This window comes from Allomuricauda sp. F6463D (assembly GCF_023015965.1).
Lineage (GTDB): Bacteria > Bacteroidota > Bacteroidia > Flavobacteriales > Flavobacteriaceae > Flagellimonas.
In genome coordinates this window covers 1,854,210-1,877,204 of the sequence record NZ_JALKAN010000001.1, presented here as the reverse complement: position 1 = coordinate 1,877,204, position 22,995 = coordinate 1,854,210, and the positions used below count along the sequence as shown (strand labels likewise).

The window sequence follows — 22,995 nt, the reverse complement described above, 5'->3', positions numbered from 1 at the left end:
CATAAACCGTGTTGAAATTATTGGATAAATCTTCATTGATTAAAAATCAACAAGTTATAAAATTTGCAATACCTTTTACATGATAATTGTCAAATTGTTTGTAGAATTGGGTTAGCTTTTTAGCAATCCTGCTCTTTTCAATAAGGCATCAATTTTGGGTTCGGCACCTCTAAATTGTTTGTACAGATCCATAGGGTTTTCCGTACCTCCTTTGGATAGTACATGTTCCTTGAACTTATTTGCCACCATTTTACTGAAAATTCCATTTTCTTTGAAATATGCAAAGGCGTCTGCGTCCAAAACTTCGGCCCATTTATAGCTGTAGTAACCGGAAGAATACCCGCCTTGAAAAATATGGGAGAAAGAAGTGCTCATGCAGGTTTCTGCTGTCTCTGGGAACAGTTTGGTGCTTTCAAAGGCTTGTGTTTCATAAACTTTTACATCTTTTATGTTTGATGGGTCTTTTCCGTGCCAAGCCATATCCAACAATCCAAAACTTAATTGACGTACCGTTGCCAAACCTTCTTGGAAAGTTGCCGATTCTTTAATTTTTTCCACCAGTTCCATAGGGATCAGTTCACCGGTTTCATAGTGATGTGCAAAGAGTTCCAATGCTTCTTTTTCATAACACCAATTCTCCATTACCTGACTGGGCAATTCCACAAAATCCCAATATACGGAGGTGCCGGATAAACTAGGATATGTAGTGTTGGCCAGCATGCCGTGCAAACCATGTCCAAATTCATGGAAAAGGGTAGTCACCTCGTTAAAAGTAAGTAGAGAGGGCTTTGAACTCGTTGGTTTTGTAAAATTGCACACATTGGAAATGTGTGGTCTACTGTTTTTTCCGTCTAAGGTATATTGTGGTTTGTAGGATGTCATCCAGGCACCACCGCGTTTTCCGGGTCTGGGATGAAAGTCGGCATAAAACAGTGAGATGAAATTGTCGTTTTCATAAACTTCAAAAGTTTTTACCTCTTCATGGTATTTGTCCACATGGTCAACCTCTTTAAAAGTAAGTCCGAACAATTTTTCTGCTACCTTGAACACCCCGTTGATCACATTTTCGAGTTTAAAGTAGGGTTTCAGTTTTTCATCGTCCAAATTGAAAAGCTTTTGTTTCAATTTTTCAGAGTAGTATGCGCTGTCCCATTTTTCCAGCCGATCTATGTGGTCCAGTTCTTTGGCAAACGCTTCCAGTTCTGCGAACTCTCTTTCCGCAGCAGGTTTGGCTTTTTCCAAAAGTTCGTTCAAAAAGTCCAATACCTTTTCGGGAGTCTGGGCCATGCGTTCTTCGAGCACAAAATGGGCATGGGTTTTATATCCCAAAAGATTGGCACGTTCGTACCGTAGTTTCGCAATCTGCTTTACGTTTTCTTGGTTGTCCAGTTCATCATTGTGAAAACCTTTACTGCCAAACGCCAAGGAAAGTTCTTTGCGCAGTACTCTGTTCTTGGCATATTTCATAAAAGGAATGTAGCTCGGGTAATCCAATGTAATCAACCATCCCTTTTTATCTTTGGATTCGGCGAGTTGTGCGGCCGCTTCCTTGGCACCTTCGGGAAGACCGTCAACATCTTTTTCATCCGTCAGCAACATTTCGAATTTATTGGTCTCGGCCAAAACATTTTCGCCAAATGTCAACTTCAATTTAGAAAGCTCGGCATCTATTTCACGAAGACGTTTTTTGTCCTCTTCATTAAGATTGGCTCCGTTTCTACTAAAGTTCTTGTATTTTTTCTCCAGTAGTGTTTGCTGTTCTTTGGTGAGGTCCAATGAATCCCGTTGCCCATAAATAGTTTTGATACGCTCAAAAAGTACTTCGTTTAAAGTAATGTCATTACTGAATTCAGACAATAGGGGGGAGATTTCTTGAGCTATTTTTTGAATCTCCTCATTGGTTTCGGCAGAATTCAAATTGAAAAACACACTGGAGACACGGTCCAATTGCTGACCGCAAAAATCCAACGCCTCCAACGTATTCTGAAATGTTGGGAGAGCTGGGTTGTTCGCGATTTCATCGATTTCCTTTTTGGCATCCGCGATAGCCTGAAGAAATGCAGGCTTGAAATGTCCGTTCTTTATTTTTGAAAATGGAGCCTCGTCAAAAGGTTCCAATAGTGGATTATTCATGTATTATAAGTTCTTTTAATTTTTAAAAAAGTAATTACAACATCAATAAGTAAATATAATAATGATACTAGGAAAGAAAATACGCCAACAGTCAGAAATGCAAAATTTCTGGGGGCATCATCTATTATCTTTCTTACTGCGTTTTGTGATTCTGAATTGGTTTCTCTCCAATCGATAAAACCATTGTTGTTAAGATCAAAACTTGCGGCATATTCATGAAAATAATACCAACGAATTTCTACAATGGTCAAGACCAAAAAATAAAATGAAAATAGTAAAAGGGTAGTTCTCCAAATACTTTTTGAATAGGATTGATGAATCCTTTTTCTTGCCCATAGGGTTATAATTATACATCCAAGGGTAAGAATTAGAGCGCTGATATTTGGACTCAAAACTTCATTTATTTTTTGATTCTTTGTCTTTTAAACGTGTCACAAACCAATCGCTCACTAAATAAGCAAAACCAATTATCGAAGAAAATGCTGCCATGGTCAGTGGGGCATATCCACGAACGGTTGAGCCATAGGTTTTTTTGTTCATGGCCTTGATTGCCTCATCTGAATATTCATTGAGGTCCACAAAACCATTGCCATTCAAATCATATGCATTGGCGTATTCTGATATAAATTGCCAACGGATTTCAATAAAAATCAACAGGGCGGCATATAAGGTGAAAACCAACAGAGCACTTTTCCATAGCCCTTTTATGTATGGGTTGTTCGCTTTTTTCCATGTAATTCCGAGAAAAGCAATGACGCAGATGCTTAATAATATCCCAATTTGATTATAGTTCATAGTCAACCTAAGTTATCTTTAAAAAGATTTCTTTACTTCTTCAGCACCTTTGATAACCTTGTCTTTTAGTCCTTCTTTGTAAGAAATAATATTGTTCATTATTTCAGTATTGGAGCTTCCGATGATTTGAGCTGCGAGTATTCCTGCATTTTTTGCACCGTTAAGGGCTACCGTGGCAACGGGAACCCCACCAGGCATTTGTAGAATGGACAAAACTGAATCCCAGCCATCAATGGAGTTGCTGCTTTTTACAGGAACTCCGATAACGGGAAGGGGAGATAATGATGCTACCATTCCTGGCAAATGAGCTGCCCCGCCTGCTCCAGCAATTATTACAGCATAACCATTGGTGTGGGCACTTTTGCTAAAACTGAACAATTTTTCGGGGGTTCTGTGTGCGGAAACTATATCAACATCAACATCAACCCCTAATTCTTTTAATATATCAATGGCATCTTGCATTACTGGGAGGTCACTTGTACTTCCCATAATCACGGCTACTTTGCTCATATTTTATTTGCTTATCACTTTAATGGTTTCTTTTACCTGTTGTGCCAGTTCTCTGGCTCTGGTCATATTTTCATCGACAATAGTAACATGGCCCATTTTACGGAAAGGCCTTGTTTGCTTTTTTCCATAGATGTGTGGAGTGACACCATCTATCCCCAATATTTTTTCGATGTTTTCATATACAACATCCCCGGTATATCCTTCGGCACCCACCAAGTTAACCATAATTCCAGCCACTTTGCTATCGGTTTTACCCAAAGGAAGGCCTAAAATGGCTCGGATATCTTGTTCAAACTGGTTGGTATAACTGGCTTCAATGCTGTAGTGTCCACTGTTGTGTGGTCTCGGCGCAGATTCGTTTACTAGAATTTGATCATCCTTGGTTTGGAACATTTCCACAGCCAATAAGCCTACATGCTTTATATGCTCCGAAACCTTTAAAGCTATTGCTTGGGCCTTTTTGGCCACGGTATCATCAATTCGTGCGGGGCAGATTACATATTCCACTTGATTGGCCTCGGGGTGGAATTCCATTTCCACCACGGGATACGTTTTTACTTCACCTTTGGTGTTCCGTGCTACCACAACCGCCAATTCATTTTTAAAATCAATCATTTTTTCGGCGATGCACTCCACATTGGGCAAGTCATTAAGGTCTTCGATCTTGCGGACGACTTTGACGCCTTGTCCATCGTAGCCAAACTGTGCACTTTTCCAAATAAACGGCAATGAAAGTCCTCCGTTGCTTATGCTGTCCTCGATTTCGGAAGTGTAGGCAAACCGTGTAAAGGAAGCAGTTGGAATATTATGATCTGTATAAAACAGTTTTTGTACTGCTTTGTTCTGAATGGTTCTCAAGGTTTTGGTAGGAGGGTACACTTCTACTCCCTCATGTTCCAACTTTTCAAGTGCATCCACATTTACATTTTCAATTTCTACGGTGAGCACGTTCACATCTTTCCCAAAACTATAGACCGCATCAAAATCCATTAAATTGCCTTGGACAAATTCGTTGCAAGCTATTTTGCAAGGAGCATCTTCAGAAGCATCCATCACCTTGGTTTGGATGTCCCATTTACGAGTTTCGTAGAGCATCATTTTGCCCAACTGCCCACCACCTAATATTCCTAGTTTAAAGTCGGAAGAGAAAAATTGCATTGATTTGTAAATTGAATGTGAACAAAAATACATGAAATCTACGAGGCTATAAAAGAAGTGAGAGTTTAGCACCTTTAAAAATATTATCTTTGCCAACCTGACCATAACTTGAACACATTGATTAAACTCCACGACAAGTTTTTTAAGCCATACATTAAGGAGGAGGAAATCCTTGCCGCCATAGATAAAATGGCCAAGGAAATCGCTGAAGAATATAAGGATGAAACACCCTTGTTCGTCGGTGTGTTAAATGGAGCTTTTAGGTTTGTGGCCGATTTTCTAAAAGCTTATCAGCACCCTTGTGAGGTTTCTTTTGTGCGTCTGAGCTCCTATCAGGGACTTACTTCAACAGGAATTGTGGAGACTCTTTTGGACGTTCCCGAGGAAATTGAGGGGAAGAGTGTGATTATTTTGGAAGATGTTGTGGACACTGGCCGTACGTTGAAACAACTTGTTCATCTATTCTCCAATACCAACGTTAAAGAGTTTAAAATCGGTACACTTTTTTACAAGTCCGATGTGTACAATGGCGAATATGCCATAGATTATGTAGGTTTGGAAATCCCCGATCATTTTATTGTGGGATATGGTTTGGACTATAACGAGTTGGGTCGAAATCTAAGAGAAGTTTACCAATTAAATCAAACAGATATGATCAACCTAGTGCTTTTTGGAAAGCCAGGAGCAGGAAAAGGTACTCAAGCCGGGTTCCTAAAAGAAAAATATAATTTGAGACACATTTCCACGGGGGATGTTTTCCGTTTCAATATAAAAAACGGGACGGAACTTGGAAACTTGGCCAAGTCTTACATGGATAAAGGTGATTTGGTGCCAGATGAGGTGACCATAGAAATGTTGAAGGCAGAAGTCGAGAAAAGTCCAGATGCGGCAGGCTTCATTTTTGATGGATTTCCGCGTACGGCCGCCCAAGCTGAAGCATTGGACAATTTTTTGGAATCCAAGGACATGAAAATCAATGCGACCATTGCGTTAGAAGCAGAAGATGATATTCTAGTGGCACGTTTACTGGAACGTGGCAAAAGCAGTGGACGTTCCGATGATCAAGATGAAAGCAAGATCCGTAATCGTTTTGATGAGTACAATCAAAAAACTGCTCCGTTGAAAGCGTTTTACAAAGCGCAAGGTAAATTTCATTCTGTAAACGGAATTGGTGAAATCGAAGACATCACTGAGCGCTTGAGTAAGGTGATCGATTCCCTATAATAACAGTTCAACTAGGACTTAACACATATATATGACCGAGGGCAACTTTGTGGATTACGTAAAAGTGCATGTTTCTTCTGGTAAGGGGGGGCAGGGCTCTGCGCATTTGCGACGCGAAAAATATGTGGCCAAGGGCGGGCCAGATGGAGGTGATGGTGGCCGTGGAGGACATGTTATAGTCAAAGGGAACAAAAATTTGTGGACGCTCGTACATTACAAGTTTAAAAAGCATTTCAAGGCAGGTCATGGTGAACACGGAAGTAAAAGCCGTAGCACCGGTGCAGATGGCGAAGATGTGTATCTTGAAGTGCCATTGGGAACGGTTGTACGAGATGCTGACACAAACAAAGTACTTTTTGAAATTACCGAGGACGGGGAGGAGAAAATTGTTCTTGAAGGAGGTATGGGAGGTCGAGGTAATTGGCACTTTAAAAGCCCTACCAACCAAACTCCAAGATATGCCCAGCCCGGAATTGATGGTCAGGAAGGACAACTTACTTTAGAACTGAAAGTTTTGGCCGATGTAGGTCTTGTTGGCTTTCCAAATGCAGGAAAATCCACATTGCTCTCCGTAATGACCTCCGCAAAACCTAAAATTGCCAATTATGAGTTTACAACTTTAAAACCCAATTTGGGTATTGTGGAATATCGTGATTTTCGGAGTTTTGTGATGGCGGATATTCCCGGGATCATAGAAGGTGCCGCAGAGGGCAAAGGACTTGGACATTATTTTCTGCGCCATATAGAGCGCAATGCATCCTTATTGTTTCTAATTCCTGCCGATAGTAAGGATATTAGCCAGGAATATGAAATTCTTTTGGATGAGCTAAGAAGATATAATCCCGAATTGTTGGATAAAAATCGCCTGGTGGCTATCTCTAAATGCGATATGTTGGACCAAGAATTGATTGATGAAATGGATGCGGATATGAAAGAAGATTTTAAAGATGTCCCATACACTTTCATATCATCGGTAAGTGGCTTGGGAATTCAACAACTCAAGGATAACTTTTGGAAGTTGTTGAACGAATAATAGGTATTCTTCTGCCCACTTAATCAATATATTGATTAATTTTAAAGGAACCCAAATGTCCTATAATGCGTTTTTTTCTTTCCTTAATATTGGTGTCGACACTTTTGTCCTGTAGTGGCATAAAGGTGAATTATGACTATGACAAGGCAGTTGATTTTTCGAACTATTCTACGTACAACTACTATTCGGATATGCAATCTGGATTGAGTCAACTGGATGAAAAAAGATTGCTCCGGTCCTTGGATTCGACTTTAAAAGCGCGAGGTTATCGATTGGCCGAAGAACCGGAACTCTTTATCAATATTTTGAGCGATGCATATAGAAAAGCCCCGAGTAACAATGTTGGGGTCGGCATTGGAGGTGGCGGTCGAAATGTTGGAGGCGGTATTTCTGTTGGGTTGCCTTTAGGTGGTTCCAGTATACAGCGAAGTATTCAGTTTGATGTGGTGGATGCGCAACGCGATGCTCTAGTTTGGCAAGCTACGACAGAAAGTGGCTTCAGGGACAATGCATCTCCCAATGTAAGAGAAGAGAAGTTAAAGGCCTTGATAGAAAAAGTGTTTTCCAAATTCCCTCCTAAAGTAAAATAGACTATTAATCAGGTTGTTGCGCAATTTCCGGTTGATTTTCATCCATAGAACAAATCGGTTTTACCGTTCGGTATCACAAAATTGCCACTTGTCATAATTCACTTCACCAGGCAATAGTTGTCCATTACTTTAGCTATAGAATTATAATCTAAAACCGAAGAATCATGATAGCACTGGCTAAATTAATAATCACACTTTTAGTTACTATTATTCTTTAATTCGCAGAAGCGACAGTTAAAATCAATCGATATGAGCAAACTTAATACAAAACAAAAAGTAATTTTAGCAATGGGTGCCCTTGGCATTATGATAGGGATATACGGCAAGTTTAATACTTGGGAATATATGGAGTACTTTCCATTTTTCTATTCAGGTGCTACCCTGATGTGGATAGCATTTTTACCGAATAAAAAATCTTGTTATAATCCATTTAAGAAGAAGGAAGTCCAGAAATCTTAAGGTCAATATATAAATTGAGGTTATCCCATATAAGTTTAATGTAAATTTGGGTAATTCAAGCTCAACATAATGGAGTTAAGTACACGAAAAAGGAATATTGCATTTTGGGTTCTCCAATTTCTTGGTTGGGGTTTTATTAATTCCATAGGGGCTTTGATTCCGCAAAATATAAGTTTTGAGATGATTGTATTCTCGATTATCGTTGGAACTTTTATTGGTGTGTTTTCAACCTCCATATTGAGATGGTACCTCAAAAGAAACGTTCATTTTGATTCTTTTGGAGGAAAAGAAGTCATTAAGATAATCGTTTCCACATTGCTGGTAGCTACACTTTTTGGCCTTTTGAACGTTTTTTTTGGATATCTCTATGTGAAATTTGGGCCAGAACTCACCGAAACAGAAATGCACATATTCGAGGGGTACGACAAAATCATGGTTCAGGTGCTCAACTCTGTATTTTTGGTCGGTGCTTGGGTGATAACGTATTTGGTGATCAAACTTCTTCTTAGATTAAACCAAAACCGGATAGAGCGTTTAGAGTTGAACACTACTTTGAAGCAAGCACAATTAAATACGTTAAAGGGACAAATCAACCCACATTTTATGTTCAATAGTCTCAACAATATTCGAGGCTTGATGTTGGAAGATGTGGAGAAGTCCAGAGAAATGCTCACTAAACTTTCCGAAATAATCCGATATTCCCTAACCAAAAACAATATAAACGATATACCAGTTCATGAAGAATTGGAGGTGGTGGACAATTATATCGATTTGTCAAAAATCCAATTTGAAAATCGTCTGGAGTTCGTTAAAAAAGTGGATGAGGATATACTGGATGTTCGAATTCCGCCTATGATCATTCAATTGTTGATAGAAAACGCGGCAAAACATGGTATTTCCAACCTTAAGGATGGGGGACGGATTGTTTTGGCTGTTTTTAAAAAGGACAATGACCTCTATATTGAGGTGAATAATACCGGTAAATTGAAGATTTCCAAGGATTCCACGCAACTGGGGTTGAAAAACATTGAACAGCGGTTGAAGTTGTTGTACGCTGGTCGTGCATCTTTTAAACTAGAGGAAATATCCGATGAGGTGGTGGCACAAATCAAAATTCCTTTGATATGAAAATCAGAGCGGTAATAGTTGAAGACTCCCGTTTGGCACGTAACGAGTTGAAGGAATTGATCAAACTCCATGATGATTTGGAGATTGTGGGAGAAGCCAGTAATGTTGACGATGGGGTGAAACTGATTGAATCCGAATCTCCGGACCTACTTTTTTTGGACATCAATATGCCAGAAAAAGATGGATTTGATCTTTTGGAAATGTTGGATGAGGTTCCAATCACGGTTTTTACCACCGCATACGACGAATACGCCATAAAATCATTTGAGTACAATGCCTTGGATTATCTTTTGAAACCGGTTAGCGATAAACGGTTCAATATGGCCATGGACAAGGTGAGGGACAAAATATCTTCAAATTCGGAAGCTAAATCGACGACCAAAAAACTTACCGAGGATAGCCAAATATTCATAAAAGATGGGGATTCGTGCTGGTTGGTGAAAATTGGAGATATCTCCCTGTTTGAGATTATGGGCAATTATACCCGTGTGTATTTTGAGGATAAAAAGCCTATGCTGTATAAATCGCTCAACCAAGTAGAAGAAAAGTTGCCGGAGGATTCTTTTTTTAGGGCCAATCGTCAACAAATTGTGAATACCAATTACATCGAAAATGTGGTGCCTTGGTTCAATGGTAAATTAAAGCTTACCATAAAAAATGGTGAGGAAGTCGAGGTTTCCAGAAGGCAATCTTACATTTTTAAGGATAGAATGAGCTTATGATTGCAAAACACCACTCATTCTTAAAATATATGGTAGAAGATAAGGTAGGTCATCATTAAATTAAAACCTGCATGACATAAGGTAGCTCCCCATATGGAGTTGGATTTTTGTTTGAGCATAAAGAACACACGAGAGGCAAAAAACATCAGCATGACCCATAATATGGCAGGAATCCAATAAAACACCCACCTTCCATCAATAAAAAGAATTCCAAAGTGAGCTAAATGGGTCAGCCCAAAGGCAAGGCTGTCTATAATTGATGCTTTATTTTCCCCAAATTTTTCGGAAAAACACCTGTGGATGAGTCCGCGGTACAAAAATTCTTCCCCAATGGGACTAAATATCATGCTCGTAACTCCAAAAATGATGAAATATTTTAACTTGACTGAGTCAAAATTCTGATCCATGGGCACTTGATAGGACCTTGAGATATATACCAGCCAATTTTGAACAGTGTCGTTATATAGCCACGTTCCCACCAGCCAAACTACTAGACAAACAAGTCCACCCAAAATAAACCCAAGGAAGATAGCACTGTAATTATCAGGTTTTTTGATTCCTATTGCTGTCCTTCCCTGTTTGGTCAGCAAAAGAAAAGGTGTAATCCACATTACCACAAAAATGATAGATGTAAACCCATAATCCCCTGTTTTACTTGCATTGAGTACCGCAAGAAACCGGGGAACACCAAAAATAAAGATGAAGGCAAGTCCCAACTTCCAGTTAAAACTCAGCGTAATTTTTAGATGCCTGTTAAAAAAATCCATTTAACATATAATCAGAGAGATTTCAATAACCCTCCATCAATCGGAATATTGGTTCCCGTAATAAATGCCGCTTGCTCCGAAGCCAAAAACGCCACCAAATATCCATATTCCTTTGGGTCGCCTATTCGCTTCATTGGGACTTGCTCTTCCATATTGACGCGCACTTTATCTGGAGAGATTCCCAATTTTTCTGCTTTTTTGGAGTTCAACTGCGCTATGCGGTCTGTATCAAAATAACCAGTCAATGTACTGTTTACCGTGATGCCGTCCTTGGCCACATCATACGCCAAACTTTTGGCCCATGTAACCACTGCAGCTCTTATGGTATTGGAAAGCGCCAAATAATTCAGGGGCTCCTTTACCGAAATGGAGGCGATATTGATTATTCTTCCCCATTTGTTTTCCTGCATATGTTTCAGTGCAAGTTCGGTAGTATATACAACCGATTTGAACAACAGGTCAAAAGCTTGTTGATAATCCTCCACATTTTTTTCCAATGCGCCACCGCCTTCAGGGCCTTGCGTATTGTTGATCAAAATATCTACGGTATTGTGCTCAAAGTATGAAGAAATCACTTCTTTGTACTTATCAAAACTAGAAAAGTCTACAACCAGATATTGGTGTTTTTGCCCTAGGGAGGTATCCATCTCATTAACCAATTCTTTCAAGCGATTTTCACTACGAGCCATAATAGTTACACTGGCACCACTTAGGGCGAGTTGTTGTGCAATGGCGGCTCCAATTCCTTTACTGCTCCCGCCCACAAGGGCATTTTTACTTTTTAATGATATATTCATGGCTTATCGGTATTCGTCTCTTACAGGACTAAAAATGTCCATTAACTTACATGGGGTCAATGCTTTTCCACTATGCGGAATGTTGGATGGGATAATTACAATATCACCAGCTATGTAGGTTTTTTTTTCGCCGTTCAAGGTAAATTCAAAAGTACCCTCGACTACGTGCATGATTTGTTCGTGATCGTGTTGGTGTTCTGGTACTTCGGCATCTTGGTCTACATCCCAAAACACCCAGCTCATACGTTCACCATGCACCAGTTTGCCATGGTAGCCCGGCATAATTTCCTTTGGTTGGATTTCTGATAGGTTCATAGTTCTCAAATTTAGACCAAGATAGAAATTAATAACAAGTTTCTTTATTTGTAATGGTACGCACATTGGCTATTTTTGACAGATAAATTGATTCAATGCAGGTACATTTTATAGGATTGGGTGAAGCTAATTTGAGCAACTTGGCCGTTGCGCTACAAAAAAAAGGAGAAACCATAACAGGAAGTGATGAGGTGTTTGATGAATCACTGACATCCTTGATGAAAGGGCAAGGACTTTTGTCCAACGAAACAGGGTGGTCGCCCAGTAAAATCCACGCACAATTAGATGCCGTTGTAATCGGGTCAAGCGTAAAACAAGGTAATCCTGAGTTGGTCAAGGCCCAAGAATTGGGGCACCATATTTTTTCTTATCCTGAGTTCCTCTACGAACTATCAAAATACAAAACAAGGGTTGTAGTTGCTGGTAGCCAATGTAAAACAACAATTGCTACTATGATTTTACATGTATTGGATTATAATGATGTTGCCGCGGACTATGCATCATCTGCCCCACATGGAATTCATCTGACCGAGGAAAACGACTTTATTGTTATTGAAGGTGATAGTTCATTATCTGGAATCGATGGAACTCCACAACTTCAATTATATCAACCCAATATAGCTTTGTTGAGTGATATTCGATTTGAGAATAATGGGGTTTACTCAGGTTTTGAAAACTATGTGGAACAATATAGTGCATATGTGGACGGGATTGTAAAAGGTGGAAGCATTACCTATAACGAAGAAGATGAAGAAGTGAGAAAACTTGTGGAATCATCGGAAAATCCCATTAGAAAGTTTCTGTATGGCACTCCGGATTATCAAGAAGTCGATGGAGAATTTTTCTTGGACACGCCCGATGGCGAAATGCCATTGGAAATTTCAAGAACTTCAGATTTAAGAAATATGGCAGGAGCCAAGTGGATATGTCAGCAAATGGGGGTGGACGAAGTGGAGTTCTACGAAGCTATGGCGACGTATAAATAATTATCTAAACCCCAAATTGTCGAAGATGATGGTCTAGATGTTTGTACTGCATCTGTCCCCATTGTTCGTGTGTAAAAGAACCAAATACAGGATGTGGGTCCCAACTTTTTCTATTTTTTTCCAAATGAAAATCATTGGTCAAGTCAATCAAAACCTCTTTCTCTTCAGTAAATATTTTTTCATCCACAACTATTAAACCCTTGGCAGTTGGGAGGCCATGCCGCCATGGTTTATCGTTGTAAAGACTCTTCTTAAAAAATATACCCGCTAGTTTAAGCATTGGGTTTGGTTTGTTGTCGGGATTATACCTTCCCAACGAAATTTTCAAAGGATACTGGCAATGGTGAAGCATTTGTGCGACTTTCATTTTGCCCCACTGTCCTTCGGATGCATCTGAAAGTTTGTTGATCCTGGATATAATTTCTTCGTGGGCCTCGTTGTTGAAAAGGGATTTCATTTTGAATGAATTATCATGGAAATTACATAAAATTATTCTTCTATCTTTAGACCATGCAAGAAAAAGCAGCTTCCTTTTCCATTAAAAATTGGGCCGACGATGATAGGCCAAGGGAAAAATTGGTGCAAAAAGGCAGTTATGTACTGTCCGATGCCGAATTGATTGCTATTTTAATCGGGTCTGGAAGCAGGGAGGAGAGTGCTGTGGAACTTTCTAAAAGAATATTGGCCTCAGTTAACCATAATTTAAATGAACTTGGCAACCTGTCCGTAAATCAGTTGATGCGATTCAAGGGCATTGGAGAGGCAAAAGCGGTTACCATTGCTGCCGCTTTGGAAATGGGCAGGCGCAGAAGAATGGAGGATACCTCAAAAATCACCAAAATAAAGAGTAGCCACGATGTGTTCGAATTGCTTTATCCATTGATAGGTGAGTTGCAGCATGAAGAGTTCTGGATTGTTTACCTGAACAACTCCAACAAAGTTGTGCATAAGGCGCAATTAAGTAAAGGCGGGATTACGGGAACTTTGGTTGATGTCAGATTGGTGTTGAAGCAAGCATTGGAATTGGGTGCCGTGGGGATTATCCTAGCCCATAACCATCCATCCGGAACATTGAAACCAAGCACGGCAGATAGACAGATAACCAATAAATTGAAAATTGCTGCGGAAGCTTTGGATATAAAAATTCTGGACCATTTGATTTTGGCCCGACACCAATATATTAGTTTTGCAGATAAAGGAATACTGTAGGGCATGTTATTAATATTTACCCATAAAGTAACCAACCGGTTGAGCTATACTGCCAAGCAGATTTTTGTTAAGATCTTGGGAGTGGAAATCGGTTTTACCACCAAGGTGGAGGATTTCATAAAGCATAATGGACCAAAAATGACCTATTCCAAACAGCCGTTGCAGAACGAATTTTTTATTCGGAGCAACGACTTATTGTTTGAGCAGGGCATCAATGACTTGGAGGTCAAGGTTTCGGATTGGGAAGGTATTCCCTGTTTTTTTTCATCGGGAGAAAAAAGTACGGTTCCCTTTGATATATTCTCTGCAAGTTTTTTCCTTTTGAGCAGGTACGAAGAGTATTTGCCACATGTTAAGGACGCGGTTGGTAGGTTTCCGGTAAAGGAAAGTATTGCCTATCAAAACAATTTTTTGGAGCTGCCGATGGTAGATCTTTGGGCACAAAAATTATTAGAAGCACTCAAAGAACGCTTTCCCGATTTAGAGGCGAAGGAGCGCAACTATCGCTTTACTTCAATAATTAATGTTACCACCTCACATTCTTATGCAATGAGAGGGTTCTCTAGGACGATTGGTGGTTTCTTATTGGACTTGACCAACTTTAAATTCCGAAATGTTTGGGAACGCTTATCTGTTTTGTTGAGACTGAAAAAAGACCCGTATGATAATTTTTTGGAATTGGTGGAGATCCATAAAAAGTTTCCGATCCAAACGATGTTCTTTTTTCAATTTGCGAAACATTCCGCCCATGATAAAAATGTGTCCACCAATAATAACAAGTTCAGGTATTTAATAAAGTCCGTAGCGGATTACAGCATTGTTTCACTCAGTACATCATTTGTTTCGTCCTTGGATAAAAAGGTGCTACTTGAAGAGAAAAAGCAGTTAGGGAACTTAATCAACAGGCCTATTAACTATGCTAGGCTCAGATACAATAAAGTAAATGTTCCCGCCACCTATAGAAATTTGGTCGAAACCGAGTTTACAGATGATTTTTCCATGGGCTACACCCACGAAATAGGTTTTAGAGCAGGAACATGCACACCATTTTATTTTTACGACATTAATACCGAAGTAAGGCAGCCTATAAAAATACATCCCTTCGCCATGCACGATTATGCCCTGCTAAAGTATAGCTCCAAAGATGAGGTTTTCGATAAAATGGATCGGGTATATCGAATGGTAAAGCAGGTAAAAGGAGATTTTAATTTGGTTTTTTCCAATGAATTATTGGGAGGGAAAGAGCAATTGGACTGGATGGAACTTTATCAAACCATATTAAAACGTTATTATGTTTGATTATAAGGTAACCGATATCTTTTTTGATTTGGACCATACCCTTTGGGACTTCGAAAAAAACTCTTCACTTACTTTTGCCAAAATTTTGGAGCACCATAAAGTGCCAGTGGATTTAGATGGATTTTTGGAAGTATATTCCCCTATAAACTTTCAAATGTGGGCGTTGTACCGCAAAAATGGAATTAGTAAATCAGAATTGCGATATCAACGATTAAAACAAACTTTCGATGCCCTTCGTGCCCCTATCTCAGATGACGTAATCAATATGTTAGCTCATGATTATATAGCACAACTGTCCTCATTTAACCATTTATTGCCCAATACCGTTCCAACGTTGGAATACCTTTTTCCAAAATATAAATTGCATATCATAACCAATGGTTTTCAAGAAATACAGACAAAAAAGCTTAAAGGAAGTGGTATAGATCATTATTTTCAAAAGGTTATAGATTCTGAAATGGCCGGGGTAAAAAAGCCTGATCCATATATTTTTGAAATGGCTTTAGACTTAGCTCAGGTACGCCCACAAAACGCATTAATGATTGGAGATAATCTCGAGGCTGATATTCTGGGGGCCAAGACCATGGGAATGCAGGTACTGCACTATAATTTCCATAATGATTCTGAACATGGTATATGCAAAATGATTAACAATCTTATTGAAATAAAAAACATTTTGTAGAGTTATCATAAGAGTGGCATACCCCATTTTTGAACACTTGGAAATGTTTTGGCAATGAAAAAATTACGCTATCTCGGTCTCTTGGCCATGGGTCTACTGTTCTTTGTGACATCATGTTCCGATGAGCAGGATTTTTCTCAAATAGATGATTTGAATATTACTCCGACTATTAGTTCTGGTCTTTTTTATTTTGAATCGGATGAGGAGACCATAAATACTGCCGGTGCACTTAGCACATTTTATTCTCGGGAAGCAACCTTTAATGCTTTTAGTGAAAGATTCGTGGCCGAACATGTATTGGAAGGTTCCATTGGCTATGTAATAGAGAACACCACTAGCAAGGAAATTCAAATTGCCATTCAGTTTTTAAATGATGACGGCCGTGTATTGGACACCGAAATCTTTGATATAGAAGCAGACCCTTCCGGAATTTTGACCAGAGAAGTTTTTTATGGGACAGGAGGCAAAAGCCTGGATATACTTGTAAACACCACAGGTTTTAGGATTTTAGCAAGAAACCTTGGAGATGGCACCAGTGAATCTTCAACACAAGATTCAAAAATAATATTGCAATCTGGAGGCGAATTTCTATTCGAACTACAATGAAAGCCATACTTAAAATTAGCTTCATAGCCCTTTTTTTTGGTGTAAATGGTTTTGCCCAAAACAAGGAGCTGTTGTACGATTTTTACGAAATCCCACAGTCGTTATTGGTAAACCCTGGGGTGAAAACATCGCAAAAATGGCATGCTGGAATACCTGTAATATCAGGAGTTTCGGTTCAGGGAGCTACTAGTGGGGTTACTGTGAACAATCTTTTTGCCAACGATGGCATCGACTTTACCACAAAAGTTCAGGAACGACTTCTTGATGTGATGAAGGATAAGGATGACTTTAGTTCTACTAGTCAGATAGAGGGCTTCACAGTTGGATTTAGAGGAAAAAACAGGCCAGATGATTATTATTCCTTTGGAATGTACGGAGAAATGGACATTATCTCTTATTGGCCCAAGGATTTGGCTATTTTGGCTTTTGAAGGTAACGGTGGTAATAATATAGGCAGGACTTTTGACCTTGGCGATTTAAACCTTCGTGGCGAAATGGTCAATGTGTTTCACTTTGGCATCAATAGAAAGGTTAATTCAGTACTTACTTTAGGTGCGAGGGCCAAGATTTATTCCAGTATTTTTCAGTTTCAATCCATAAATAATTCCGGGTCATTTGCTACCACCCAAGGTGCGAACAATATGTACGAAAGTTCCATTAGTGCCGACATGCAATTGCAGACCGCTGGAATTAGAAGGTTTTACGATATTGTTGAGGAAGATACCGGTACAACACGTAAGGATGTAACAAATTTGTTCACAGAGCGCGTCTTGTTAGGGGGAAATCTTGGCCTTGGTCTGGACTTTGGGTTTAGCTATCAACTAAATCCACAAACCACCATTACAGGTAGTCTTTTGGACCTTGGGTTTATCAGTAATTCCAAAGATGTTTGGAACTATACCTTTAGTGGAAGTACTACAACCGATGGGATTTCTGTATTTCTTCCGGAGGATATAAATAATGTGGACAACGATCTATGGCAGGAACTGATCGACGAAATTGATCAAGCATTGCCCCATGGTGAAAACGAATCAAGCTATATTTCATGGAGGCCTGTAAAAGTTTATGGTTCCGTTAGATATGATTTTGGAGAAGGAGGAAGCTCGTTGTTTGAGAATTGTGGGTGCGCAATCAATGCGGAAAGTGGGAGTAACAGGGATTATTACAGAAACGGTGTGGGAGGACAATTGTTTATGATGAAAAGACCAAGAGGGGTACAGGCCGCATTGACCGCTTTTTATCAACGAAGATTTGGAAAGGCCTTTTCCTTGAAAACTACTTACACCATTGACAAGTATTCATATACAAATATTGGATTGGGAGCAAATTTTCAAATGGGTCCGGTAAATTTTTATGTGTTGGCCGATAACCTTTTAAGTTACAGCAATATTGCTGACAGTCACTATGCTTCTTTACAGTTCGGATTTAATATTATATCTTGGAACAATAATTGAATACTCTTACTATATGAAATCTAAAGTATTGTACATATTATTTTTTGCAATGATAATGAGCGGCGCGGTCAATGCACAACTGAACAATTATAAATATATTATTGTTCCGAAGAAATTTGATGCGTTCAACGCAGAGAATAAATATCAATCCAGCACTTTGTTGAAATATTATTTTGCTGAAAATGGGTTCGATGTTGTTTACGATGATGCCTTTCCGGTAGATTTAGCTGGCGATAGGTGCTTAGGTCTTGTAGCGGACATTATAGATGATTCATCCATGTTTACCACAAAAGTAAATATTGCCCTGAGGGATTGCAACAATGTTGAGGTTTTTAGGTCCGTAGAGGGTAGGAGCAAGATTAAAGAATATAATGAATCCTATAAACAAGCCCTTAAAAATGCATTTGTTTCCTATACAGGTATGAACCATGAGTATGAGCCTAGAAAGGAAGATGTCGCAAAGGAAACAGCTCCCGTCACCATTAGTTTTAAAGATGATGTGAAATCGGTTGAAAAAGAGTCCAAAGAACATGTAATAGAGCAAAAGGCCACTATGGAGGAACAAGTATATAAGGCGGTCGAACCAAAACGAACAACTATTGCGAAAACAGTTGGTGAAGACAAAATAGATGCTTCGAATCTTACGGGGGTTTTATATGCCCAGCCTATAGAGAACGGTTATCAACTTGTGGATAGCACTCCAAAAGTGGTGCTAAAATTGGAGGAAACCTCCATGGAAAATATTTATATTACCGATTTTCAAGGTAATAACGCCGTGGTTTTTCAGCAAAAAGGTACATGGATGTTGGAGTATTCCGAGAACGGTAACAAAGTACAGAAAGAATTGAACATCAAGTTCTAAAAATCATACTTGTTCTTCCATCGTTTCGTTAAAAAGTCTTTCATGGAATTTTCCCTTGGGTTGTTTCCTGGTTTATAGAATGTAGTTCCTTTAATTTCATCTGGAAGGAATTCAAAGTCCACAAAATTATTGTCGTGGTTATGGGCGTAATCGTATCCTTTGCCATATCCCAAATCATTCATCAATTTGGTTGGGGCATTTCTAAGGCCCATTGGAACGGATAGGTCTCCTGTTTGACGTACTTTTTGTTGTGCTTCGTTGATGGCCATATAGCTGGCATTACTTTTTGGCGAGCTAGCTAGATACGTAGCACATTGACTCAAAATAATCCGTGCTTCAGGGTACCCAATAATAGTGACCGATTGAAAAGTGGTATTGGCCAATACTAGTGCGGTTGGATTGGCATTTCCAATATCCTCAGAAGCCAATATGATCATTCTACGGGCAATAAACTTAACATCTTCGCCACCTTCGATCATACGGGCCAACCAATACACTGCGGCGTTGGGATCACTGCCGCGAATACTTTTAATAAAGGCCGAGATAATGTCGTAATGTTGTTCCCCAGTTTTGTCATACAAAACGGTGTTTTTTTGAACCTTACTTAGCACGAGGTCATTTGTGATTACAATGCTATTGTCTTCCTCTGAGCTGATGATCAGTTCAAAAATATTGAGCAATTTTCTTCCATCTCCTCCGGATAAACGTAATAGTGCTTCGGTTTCTTTTAACGCTATTTGTTTTTTGGACAGACTTGTATCTGTTTTTATGGCTCGCTCCAATAGCGCAATCAGATCATCTTTACCAAATGGGTTCAGGGTATATACCTGACATCTGGATAAAAGTGCCGGTATTACTTCAAAACTCGGGTTTTCGGTAGTTGCACCAATAAGGGTAACCCAACCTTTTTCTACGGCACCAAGAAGTGAATCTTGTTGTGATTTGCTAAAACGATGAATTTCATCAATAAAAAGAATGGGGTTTTTGGATGTGAACAATCCTCCACTTTGTTTGGCTTTATCAATAACTTCCCTTACATCCTTGACTCCGCTACTAATTGCGCTCAAAGTATAAAAAGGCCTTTGACTTTCTGATGCAATAATGTTGGCCAAGGTTGTTTTTCCTGTTCCTGGCGGCCCCCAAAAAATCAAAGAGGGAATAATACCATTTTTAATCTGGTTGGTCAAAGCACCTTGTTTTCCTACAAGATGTTGTTGACTTATATAATCCTCTAAAGTTTTCGGGCGTATCCGTTCTGCCAAAGGTTCGTTCATGGGGTAAAAATAAAATAAATTTGACGGTCTTGGGTTCTTACTTTAAGAAGGATTTGGTTTGTCGCCTGACAATTTGGTCATAATTGGATTTATGGCGGGATGTTTGATTTTATGAAAATATGGGTTCAGATACATTAAAATTTTCAAATACAGTACTGTTGGCGCCATTATTGGCTGTATTGTCCATTTGGACCGTGTTTTGGATAGAAATACAATTCAGTGTCAACCTGAACGATTATGGTATTTACCCTAGAAGACTGTCTGGGTTAAAAGGCGTATTGTTCAGTCCATTTATACATGGTTCCTTATCGCATTTGTACAATAATACCATTCCTTTGGCAGTTCTGATGGCGTTCTTGGTTTATTTTTATCGAAGTGCAGCACTCAAGGTATTGCTGTTAGGTACCCTGGTTTCAGGTTTACTCACATGGGCCATTGCGCGACCATCATACCATATTGGGGCGAGCGGGGTAATTTATTTATTGGCCAGTTTTATTTTCTTTAAAGGAGTGCTGGCAAAAAATTATCGGTTGGTGGCGCTTTCATTGGTGGTTGTATTTATTTATGGGAGCATGATCTGGTATATATTCCCGGTAAAGGATGGTATTTCTTGGGAGGGGCACCTCGCCGGATTCTTAACGGGTCTTGTGCTGGCATTTGTAACTAGGGTCCGAGTCCCTGAGGTTCGTAAATACGATTGGGAACTAGAGGATTATAATGAGGACAATGACCCTTTCCTAAAACACTTTGACGAAAATGGGAATTTTATAGAAATTTCCAGTGAGGAAAAAACTGAGGAACAAATCGAAATTAAATACCATTACAAAACATCCAAAAAAGACTAATGTCTATTTTTTTCGTTGCCGAACCACTTCGTATAGGAACACGCCACAGGCTACGGAAACATTCAAAGAACCAATTTTGCCCAATAGTGGCACCTTTGCCTGGTGATCAAGTGTGTTTAAGGTAGAAGGGGAGATGCCCTTATCCTCTGAGCCCATGATTATGGCAGTAGGTTGGTTAAAATCCACCCCATAAATATCATCATCCGCTTTTTCGGTAGCTCCAGTCACCGTTATACCAGAGGATTGTAGATAAAAAATAGCATCCTTTAAATGATCCACTTTGGTGATTGGGACATTGAATGCAGCTCCTGCAGAAGTTTTTACTGTGTCGTCGGTTATGGGAGCTGCGCCACTTTTTGGAATGATGATGGCATGAACCCCACAGCATTCTGCCGTACGGATAATAGCACCAAAATTTCGTACATCCGATACTCCGTCAAGCATTAAGAAAAGTGGTTTTTTTTCGTTGTTGAGGACTTGTTCCACCAATTCCTCAAAATTGTGAAACTGCACAGGTGATATTTGCGCTACTACTCCTTGGTGATTGTTCCTTGTAAGGCGATTTAGCTTTTCAATGGGTACATAGGATAGGCTAATACCATTTTTTCGAACAGAGGATTCCAATTCTTTGAAAAGTTCTCCTTTTAGCCCTTTTTGTACAAAGATCTTATTTATGGGCTGATTCGCGTTTATTGCTTCCATAACGGCCCTGATTCCATAGATTTGACTACTCATTGTTTCTACAATTGATTTGCAAAGATGCAACAAAGTGACAAACTCTCATTTTATTGGTCGAAGTATTTTTAGTAGTTATAATCCCAAAGCTTTGACACCGGGATGGTTTTTGGAATAATAGTAAGATCTCCAGAAAAAGCCTGTCCCGGAGAATTTCCAAACCACCTCTCCATCTTCAGTAACTTCCCAGATACCATAATCTCCCTCTGTGATTAATGTATTTCCATTGGGAAGACGAACTGCTCCAGAAACCCGATCACTATAAAGTTCTGTATCGGTGAAGCTCCAAAGTATTTCGGGAGCTGTATTGGGTGGAACGCTTTGTTGGTCTAATGCATGGGGTAATTGCATTTCATATACAGTGGATTGCTCCAAATCTCCACCATTGGAAAAAATCAGTAATTTTCCGGGTTCAAAAAGATTTGGGTGATGATTATTACGAAATATTCTTTCAGTTTCCTGGTCGTTGTAAGCCGAAGGATTTCCGAATCGATATACCAAATCCCCACCTCTATCAAAGTTTCCTCCTATATGCGATGCCGCTGATGTGGTTGTGGTGCTATGGTCTATTACCCAAACTTCACTATAATAATTGACACTGAGATAGATTAGATCATTTGACGCGTCATAATCAATTCCATTGATATGCATAAGGTTGCCTGTGTCATTACTGTTGAAATTAATATTAATTAATTGTGGGTTTTCTAAGATGGAACCAAAATTTAATTTGGTATCATCAACATCTTGGACAATGTGATCTATGGAGTGCCATTCCCATATAATATCATCGGTATTTGGATCTATCTCGATAATGGATTCCAAATAAAGATCCATATTGTGCGTAGATCCTTTTTCTGTTGCTTCAGTTTGAGGGATTTTTTCCCATACTATTGCCAAGACATTGCCATTGGGCAAACGCTCAAGATCATGATGGGTTCTATGTTCACTGGTGGCATAGGTGAAATCCCATAGTGCCGTACCTTCTTTGTCCATGATTTGAATTTGTCCTCCATAACCTCCAAAAAGTATATCTTCACTTGTATTGTATCGTAACGAAGCTAAAAGTGAACCATCATCTTGAAGTACGACATCGTTGCCAATTTTCCTATCCCCAAGATCCCACTCGAAAATTACATCGGCATTTTTATCCATAAGGTAAACCGCCACATTTTGAGGGTCGTTAACCAGTATGTAGCCATCCTGTACCAGATCTTTGTTGTAGTAGGTTACAGAGCCCTTATCGCCTTTAATGACTTCCTGTTCGGTATTATTTTCTTCAGGTTCTTCTACGTACTCCTCAGGGTCTTGCATTGAACCAGTGTTATCATCGTTAGAACAGGACAATAATAATGGTATGTAAACAAAGAAGATAAAGAATTTTCCGAATAAATGTTTTAACATTTGTATTTATG

At 39.3% G+C, this 22,995-nt stretch carries 26 protein-coding genes; 14 read left to right on the top strand and 12 right to left on the bottom strand.

Annotation, left to right across the window (positions count from 1 at the left end):
- Positions 1-111: 111 nt before the first annotated feature.
- Genes MWU56_RS08375 through MWU56_RS08355 form a run of 5 tightly spaced genes read right to left on the bottom strand, consistent with a single transcriptional unit; the run spans position 112 to position 4,596 of the window.
- Positions 112-2,133, bottom strand: a complete 2,022-nt coding sequence (locus tag MWU56_RS08375) for a M3 family metallopeptidase (RefSeq protein WP_247043617.1) — start codon at positions 2,131-2,133, stop codon at positions 112-114.
- The gene (locus tag MWU56_RS08370; protein ID WP_247043615.1) at positions 2,130-2,525 is read right to left on the bottom strand and encodes a hypothetical protein; all 396 of its coding nucleotides are present in this window, start codon (positions 2,523-2,525) and stop codon (positions 2,130-2,132) included. The genes MWU56_RS08375 and MWU56_RS08370 overlap by 4 nt, the downstream gene beginning before the upstream one ends.
- 4 nt (positions 2,526-2,529) lie before the next feature.
- Entirely contained in the window at positions 2,530-2,928 is a 399-nt protein-coding gene (locus MWU56_RS08365) for a hypothetical protein (protein WP_247043614.1), read from the bottom strand.
- Between the two features lie 18 nt (positions 2,929-2,946).
- Positions 2,947-3,438, bottom strand: coding sequence for a 5-(carboxyamino)imidazole ribonucleotide mutase (gene purE / locus MWU56_RS08360; RefSeq protein ID WP_247043613.1), 492 nt, complete (start codon positions 3,436-3,438; stop codon positions 2,947-2,949).
- A 3-nt stretch (positions 3,439-3,441) separates the two neighbouring features.
- Positions 3,442-4,596 (bottom strand): 5-(carboxyamino)imidazole ribonucleotide synthase, encoded by a 1,155-nt coding sequence (locus tag MWU56_RS08355; protein ID WP_247043612.1) that lies wholly within the window; start codon positions 4,594-4,596, stop codon positions 3,442-3,444.
- A 117-nt stretch (positions 4,597-4,713) separates the two neighbouring features.
- On the opposite strand from MWU56_RS08355, the gene MWU56_RS08350 reads away from it, so the two are divergent.
- The 6 genes from MWU56_RS08350 (at position 4,714) to MWU56_RS08325 (ending at position 9,752) form a co-directional block, all read left to right on the top strand.
- Positions 4,714-5,820, top strand: coding sequence for an adenylate kinase (locus MWU56_RS08350; protein WP_247043726.1), 1,107 nt, complete (start codon positions 4,714-4,716; stop codon positions 5,818-5,820).
- A 31-nt stretch (positions 5,821-5,851) separates the two neighbouring features.
- Positions 5,852-6,853, top strand: coding sequence for a GTPase ObgE (obgE, locus tag MWU56_RS08345; protein ID WP_247043611.1), 1,002 nt, complete (start codon positions 5,852-5,854; stop codon positions 6,851-6,853).
- 65 nt (positions 6,854-6,918) lie between these two features.
- Entirely contained in the window at positions 6,919-7,443 is a 525-nt protein-coding gene (locus tag MWU56_RS08340; RefSeq protein WP_247043610.1) for a DUF4136 domain-containing protein, read from the top strand.
- Between the two features lie 249 nt (positions 7,444-7,692).
- Positions 7,693-7,902: a hypothetical protein gene (locus MWU56_RS08335; protein ID WP_247043609.1), complete on the top strand. Its 210-nt coding sequence runs from the start codon at positions 7,693-7,695 to the stop codon at positions 7,900-7,902.
- 180 nt (positions 7,903-8,082) lie between these two features.
- Positions 8,083-9,030 carry a sensor histidine kinase gene (locus MWU56_RS08330; RefSeq protein ID WP_247043607.1) on the top strand — a complete coding sequence of 316 codons (948 nt, stop codon included), beginning with the start codon at positions 8,083-8,085 and terminating at the stop codon, positions 9,028-9,030.
- On the top strand, positions 9,027-9,752 hold the full coding sequence (locus tag MWU56_RS08325) for a LytR/AlgR family response regulator transcription factor (RefSeq protein WP_247043606.1): 726 nt from the start codon (positions 9,027-9,029) through the stop codon (positions 9,750-9,752). The genes MWU56_RS08330 and MWU56_RS08325 overlap by 4 nt, the downstream gene beginning before the upstream one ends.
- A 20-nt stretch (positions 9,753-9,772) precedes the next feature.
- Here the strand turns inward: MWU56_RS08325 and MWU56_RS08320 are convergent, their stop codons facing one another.
- Genes MWU56_RS08320 through MWU56_RS08310 form a run of 3 tightly spaced genes read right to left on the bottom strand, consistent with a single transcriptional unit; the run spans position 9,773 to position 11,631 of the window.
- Entirely contained in the window at positions 9,773-10,519 is a 747-nt protein-coding gene (locus tag MWU56_RS08320) for a CPBP family intramembrane glutamic endopeptidase (RefSeq protein ID WP_247043604.1), read from the bottom strand.
- A gap of 11 nt (positions 10,520-10,530) precedes the next feature.
- Positions 10,531-11,316 carry an SDR family oxidoreductase gene (locus tag MWU56_RS08315; RefSeq protein ID WP_247043603.1) on the bottom strand — a complete coding sequence of 262 codons (786 nt, stop codon included), beginning with the start codon at positions 11,314-11,316 and terminating at the stop codon, positions 10,531-10,533.
- 3 nt (positions 11,317-11,319) lie between these two features.
- Complete coding sequence (locus tag MWU56_RS08310; protein WP_247043601.1) at positions 11,320-11,631, bottom strand: cupin domain-containing protein; 312 nt, start codon at positions 11,629-11,631, stop codon at positions 11,320-11,322.
- Positions 11,632-11,726: 95 nt separating this feature from the next.
- Between MWU56_RS08310 and MWU56_RS08305 the strand changes: the two genes are divergently transcribed.
- Positions 11,727-12,617: a Mur ligase domain-containing protein gene (locus MWU56_RS08305; RefSeq protein ID WP_247043599.1), complete on the top strand. Its 891-nt coding sequence runs from the start codon at positions 11,727-11,729 to the stop codon at positions 12,615-12,617.
- 4 nt (positions 12,618-12,621) lie between these two features.
- On the opposite strand, the gene MWU56_RS08300 is transcribed toward MWU56_RS08305, so the two are convergent.
- A complete protein-coding gene (locus MWU56_RS08300) occupies positions 12,622-13,074 on the bottom strand; it encodes a DUF1569 domain-containing protein (RefSeq protein ID WP_247043597.1) in 453 nt (150 codons plus the stop codon).
- A 53-nt stretch (positions 13,075-13,127) separates the two neighbouring features.
- Here MWU56_RS08300 and radC point away from each other — a divergent pair, with 53 nt between their 5' ends.
- The 6 genes from radC to MWU56_RS08270 are packed head-to-tail and all read left to right on the top strand — an operon-like array spanning position 13,128 to position 18,729.
- Complete coding sequence (gene radC, locus MWU56_RS08295; RefSeq protein ID WP_247043596.1) at positions 13,128-13,826, top strand: RadC family protein; 699 nt, start codon at positions 13,128-13,130, stop codon at positions 13,824-13,826.
- Between the two features lie 3 nt (positions 13,827-13,829).
- On the top strand, positions 13,830-15,125 hold the full coding sequence (locus MWU56_RS08290) for a polysaccharide deacetylase family protein (RefSeq protein ID WP_247043595.1): 1,296 nt from the start codon (positions 13,830-13,832) through the stop codon (positions 15,123-15,125).
- Positions 15,118-15,807 (top strand): YjjG family noncanonical pyrimidine nucleotidase, encoded by a 690-nt coding sequence (locus MWU56_RS08285; protein ID WP_247043594.1) that lies wholly within the window; start codon positions 15,118-15,120, stop codon positions 15,805-15,807. The genes MWU56_RS08290 and MWU56_RS08285 overlap by 8 nt, the downstream gene beginning before the upstream one ends.
- Before the next feature lie 54 nt (positions 15,808-15,861).
- The gene (locus MWU56_RS08280; protein WP_247043593.1) at positions 15,862-16,413 is read left to right on the top strand and encodes a hypothetical protein; all 552 of its coding nucleotides are present in this window, start codon (positions 15,862-15,864) and stop codon (positions 16,411-16,413) included.
- Positions 16,410-17,867 (top strand): DUF5723 family protein, encoded by a 1,458-nt coding sequence (locus tag MWU56_RS08275; protein ID WP_247043592.1) that lies wholly within the window; start codon positions 16,410-16,412, stop codon positions 17,865-17,867. Before MWU56_RS08280 ends, MWU56_RS08275 begins: the two co-directional genes overlap by 4 nt.
- A gap of 13 nt (positions 17,868-17,880) precedes the next feature.
- Entirely contained in the window at positions 17,881-18,729 is an 849-nt protein-coding gene (locus MWU56_RS08270; RefSeq protein WP_247043591.1) for a hypothetical protein, read from the top strand.
- Here MWU56_RS08270 and MWU56_RS08265 read toward each other — a convergent pair.
- Positions 18,726-20,003 (bottom strand): replication-associated recombination protein A, encoded by a 1,278-nt coding sequence (locus MWU56_RS08265; RefSeq protein ID WP_247043589.1) that lies wholly within the window; start codon positions 20,001-20,003, stop codon positions 18,726-18,728. The two genes, MWU56_RS08270 and MWU56_RS08265, sit on opposite strands and share 4 nt — an antisense overlap.
- A gap of 119 nt (positions 20,004-20,122) precedes the next feature.
- Between MWU56_RS08265 and MWU56_RS08260 the strand changes: the two genes are divergently transcribed.
- Positions 20,123-20,848: a rhomboid family intramembrane serine protease gene (locus MWU56_RS08260; protein WP_247043587.1), complete on the top strand. Its 726-nt coding sequence runs from the start codon at positions 20,123-20,125 to the stop codon at positions 20,846-20,848.
- Between the two features lie 3 nt (positions 20,849-20,851).
- Here the strand turns inward: MWU56_RS08260 and rlmB are convergent, their stop codons facing one another.
- The gene (gene rlmB / locus MWU56_RS08255; RefSeq protein ID WP_247043586.1) at positions 20,852-21,583 is read right to left on the bottom strand and encodes a 23S rRNA (guanosine(2251)-2'-O)-methyltransferase RlmB; all 732 of its coding nucleotides are present in this window, start codon (positions 21,581-21,583) and stop codon (positions 20,852-20,854) included.
- Between the two features lie 75 nt (positions 21,584-21,658).
- On the bottom strand, positions 21,659-22,984 hold the full coding sequence (locus MWU56_RS08250) for an aryl-sulfate sulfotransferase (RefSeq protein WP_247043585.1): 1,326 nt from the start codon (positions 22,982-22,984) through the stop codon (positions 21,659-21,661).
- Positions 22,985-22,995 lie beyond the last annotated feature (11 nt).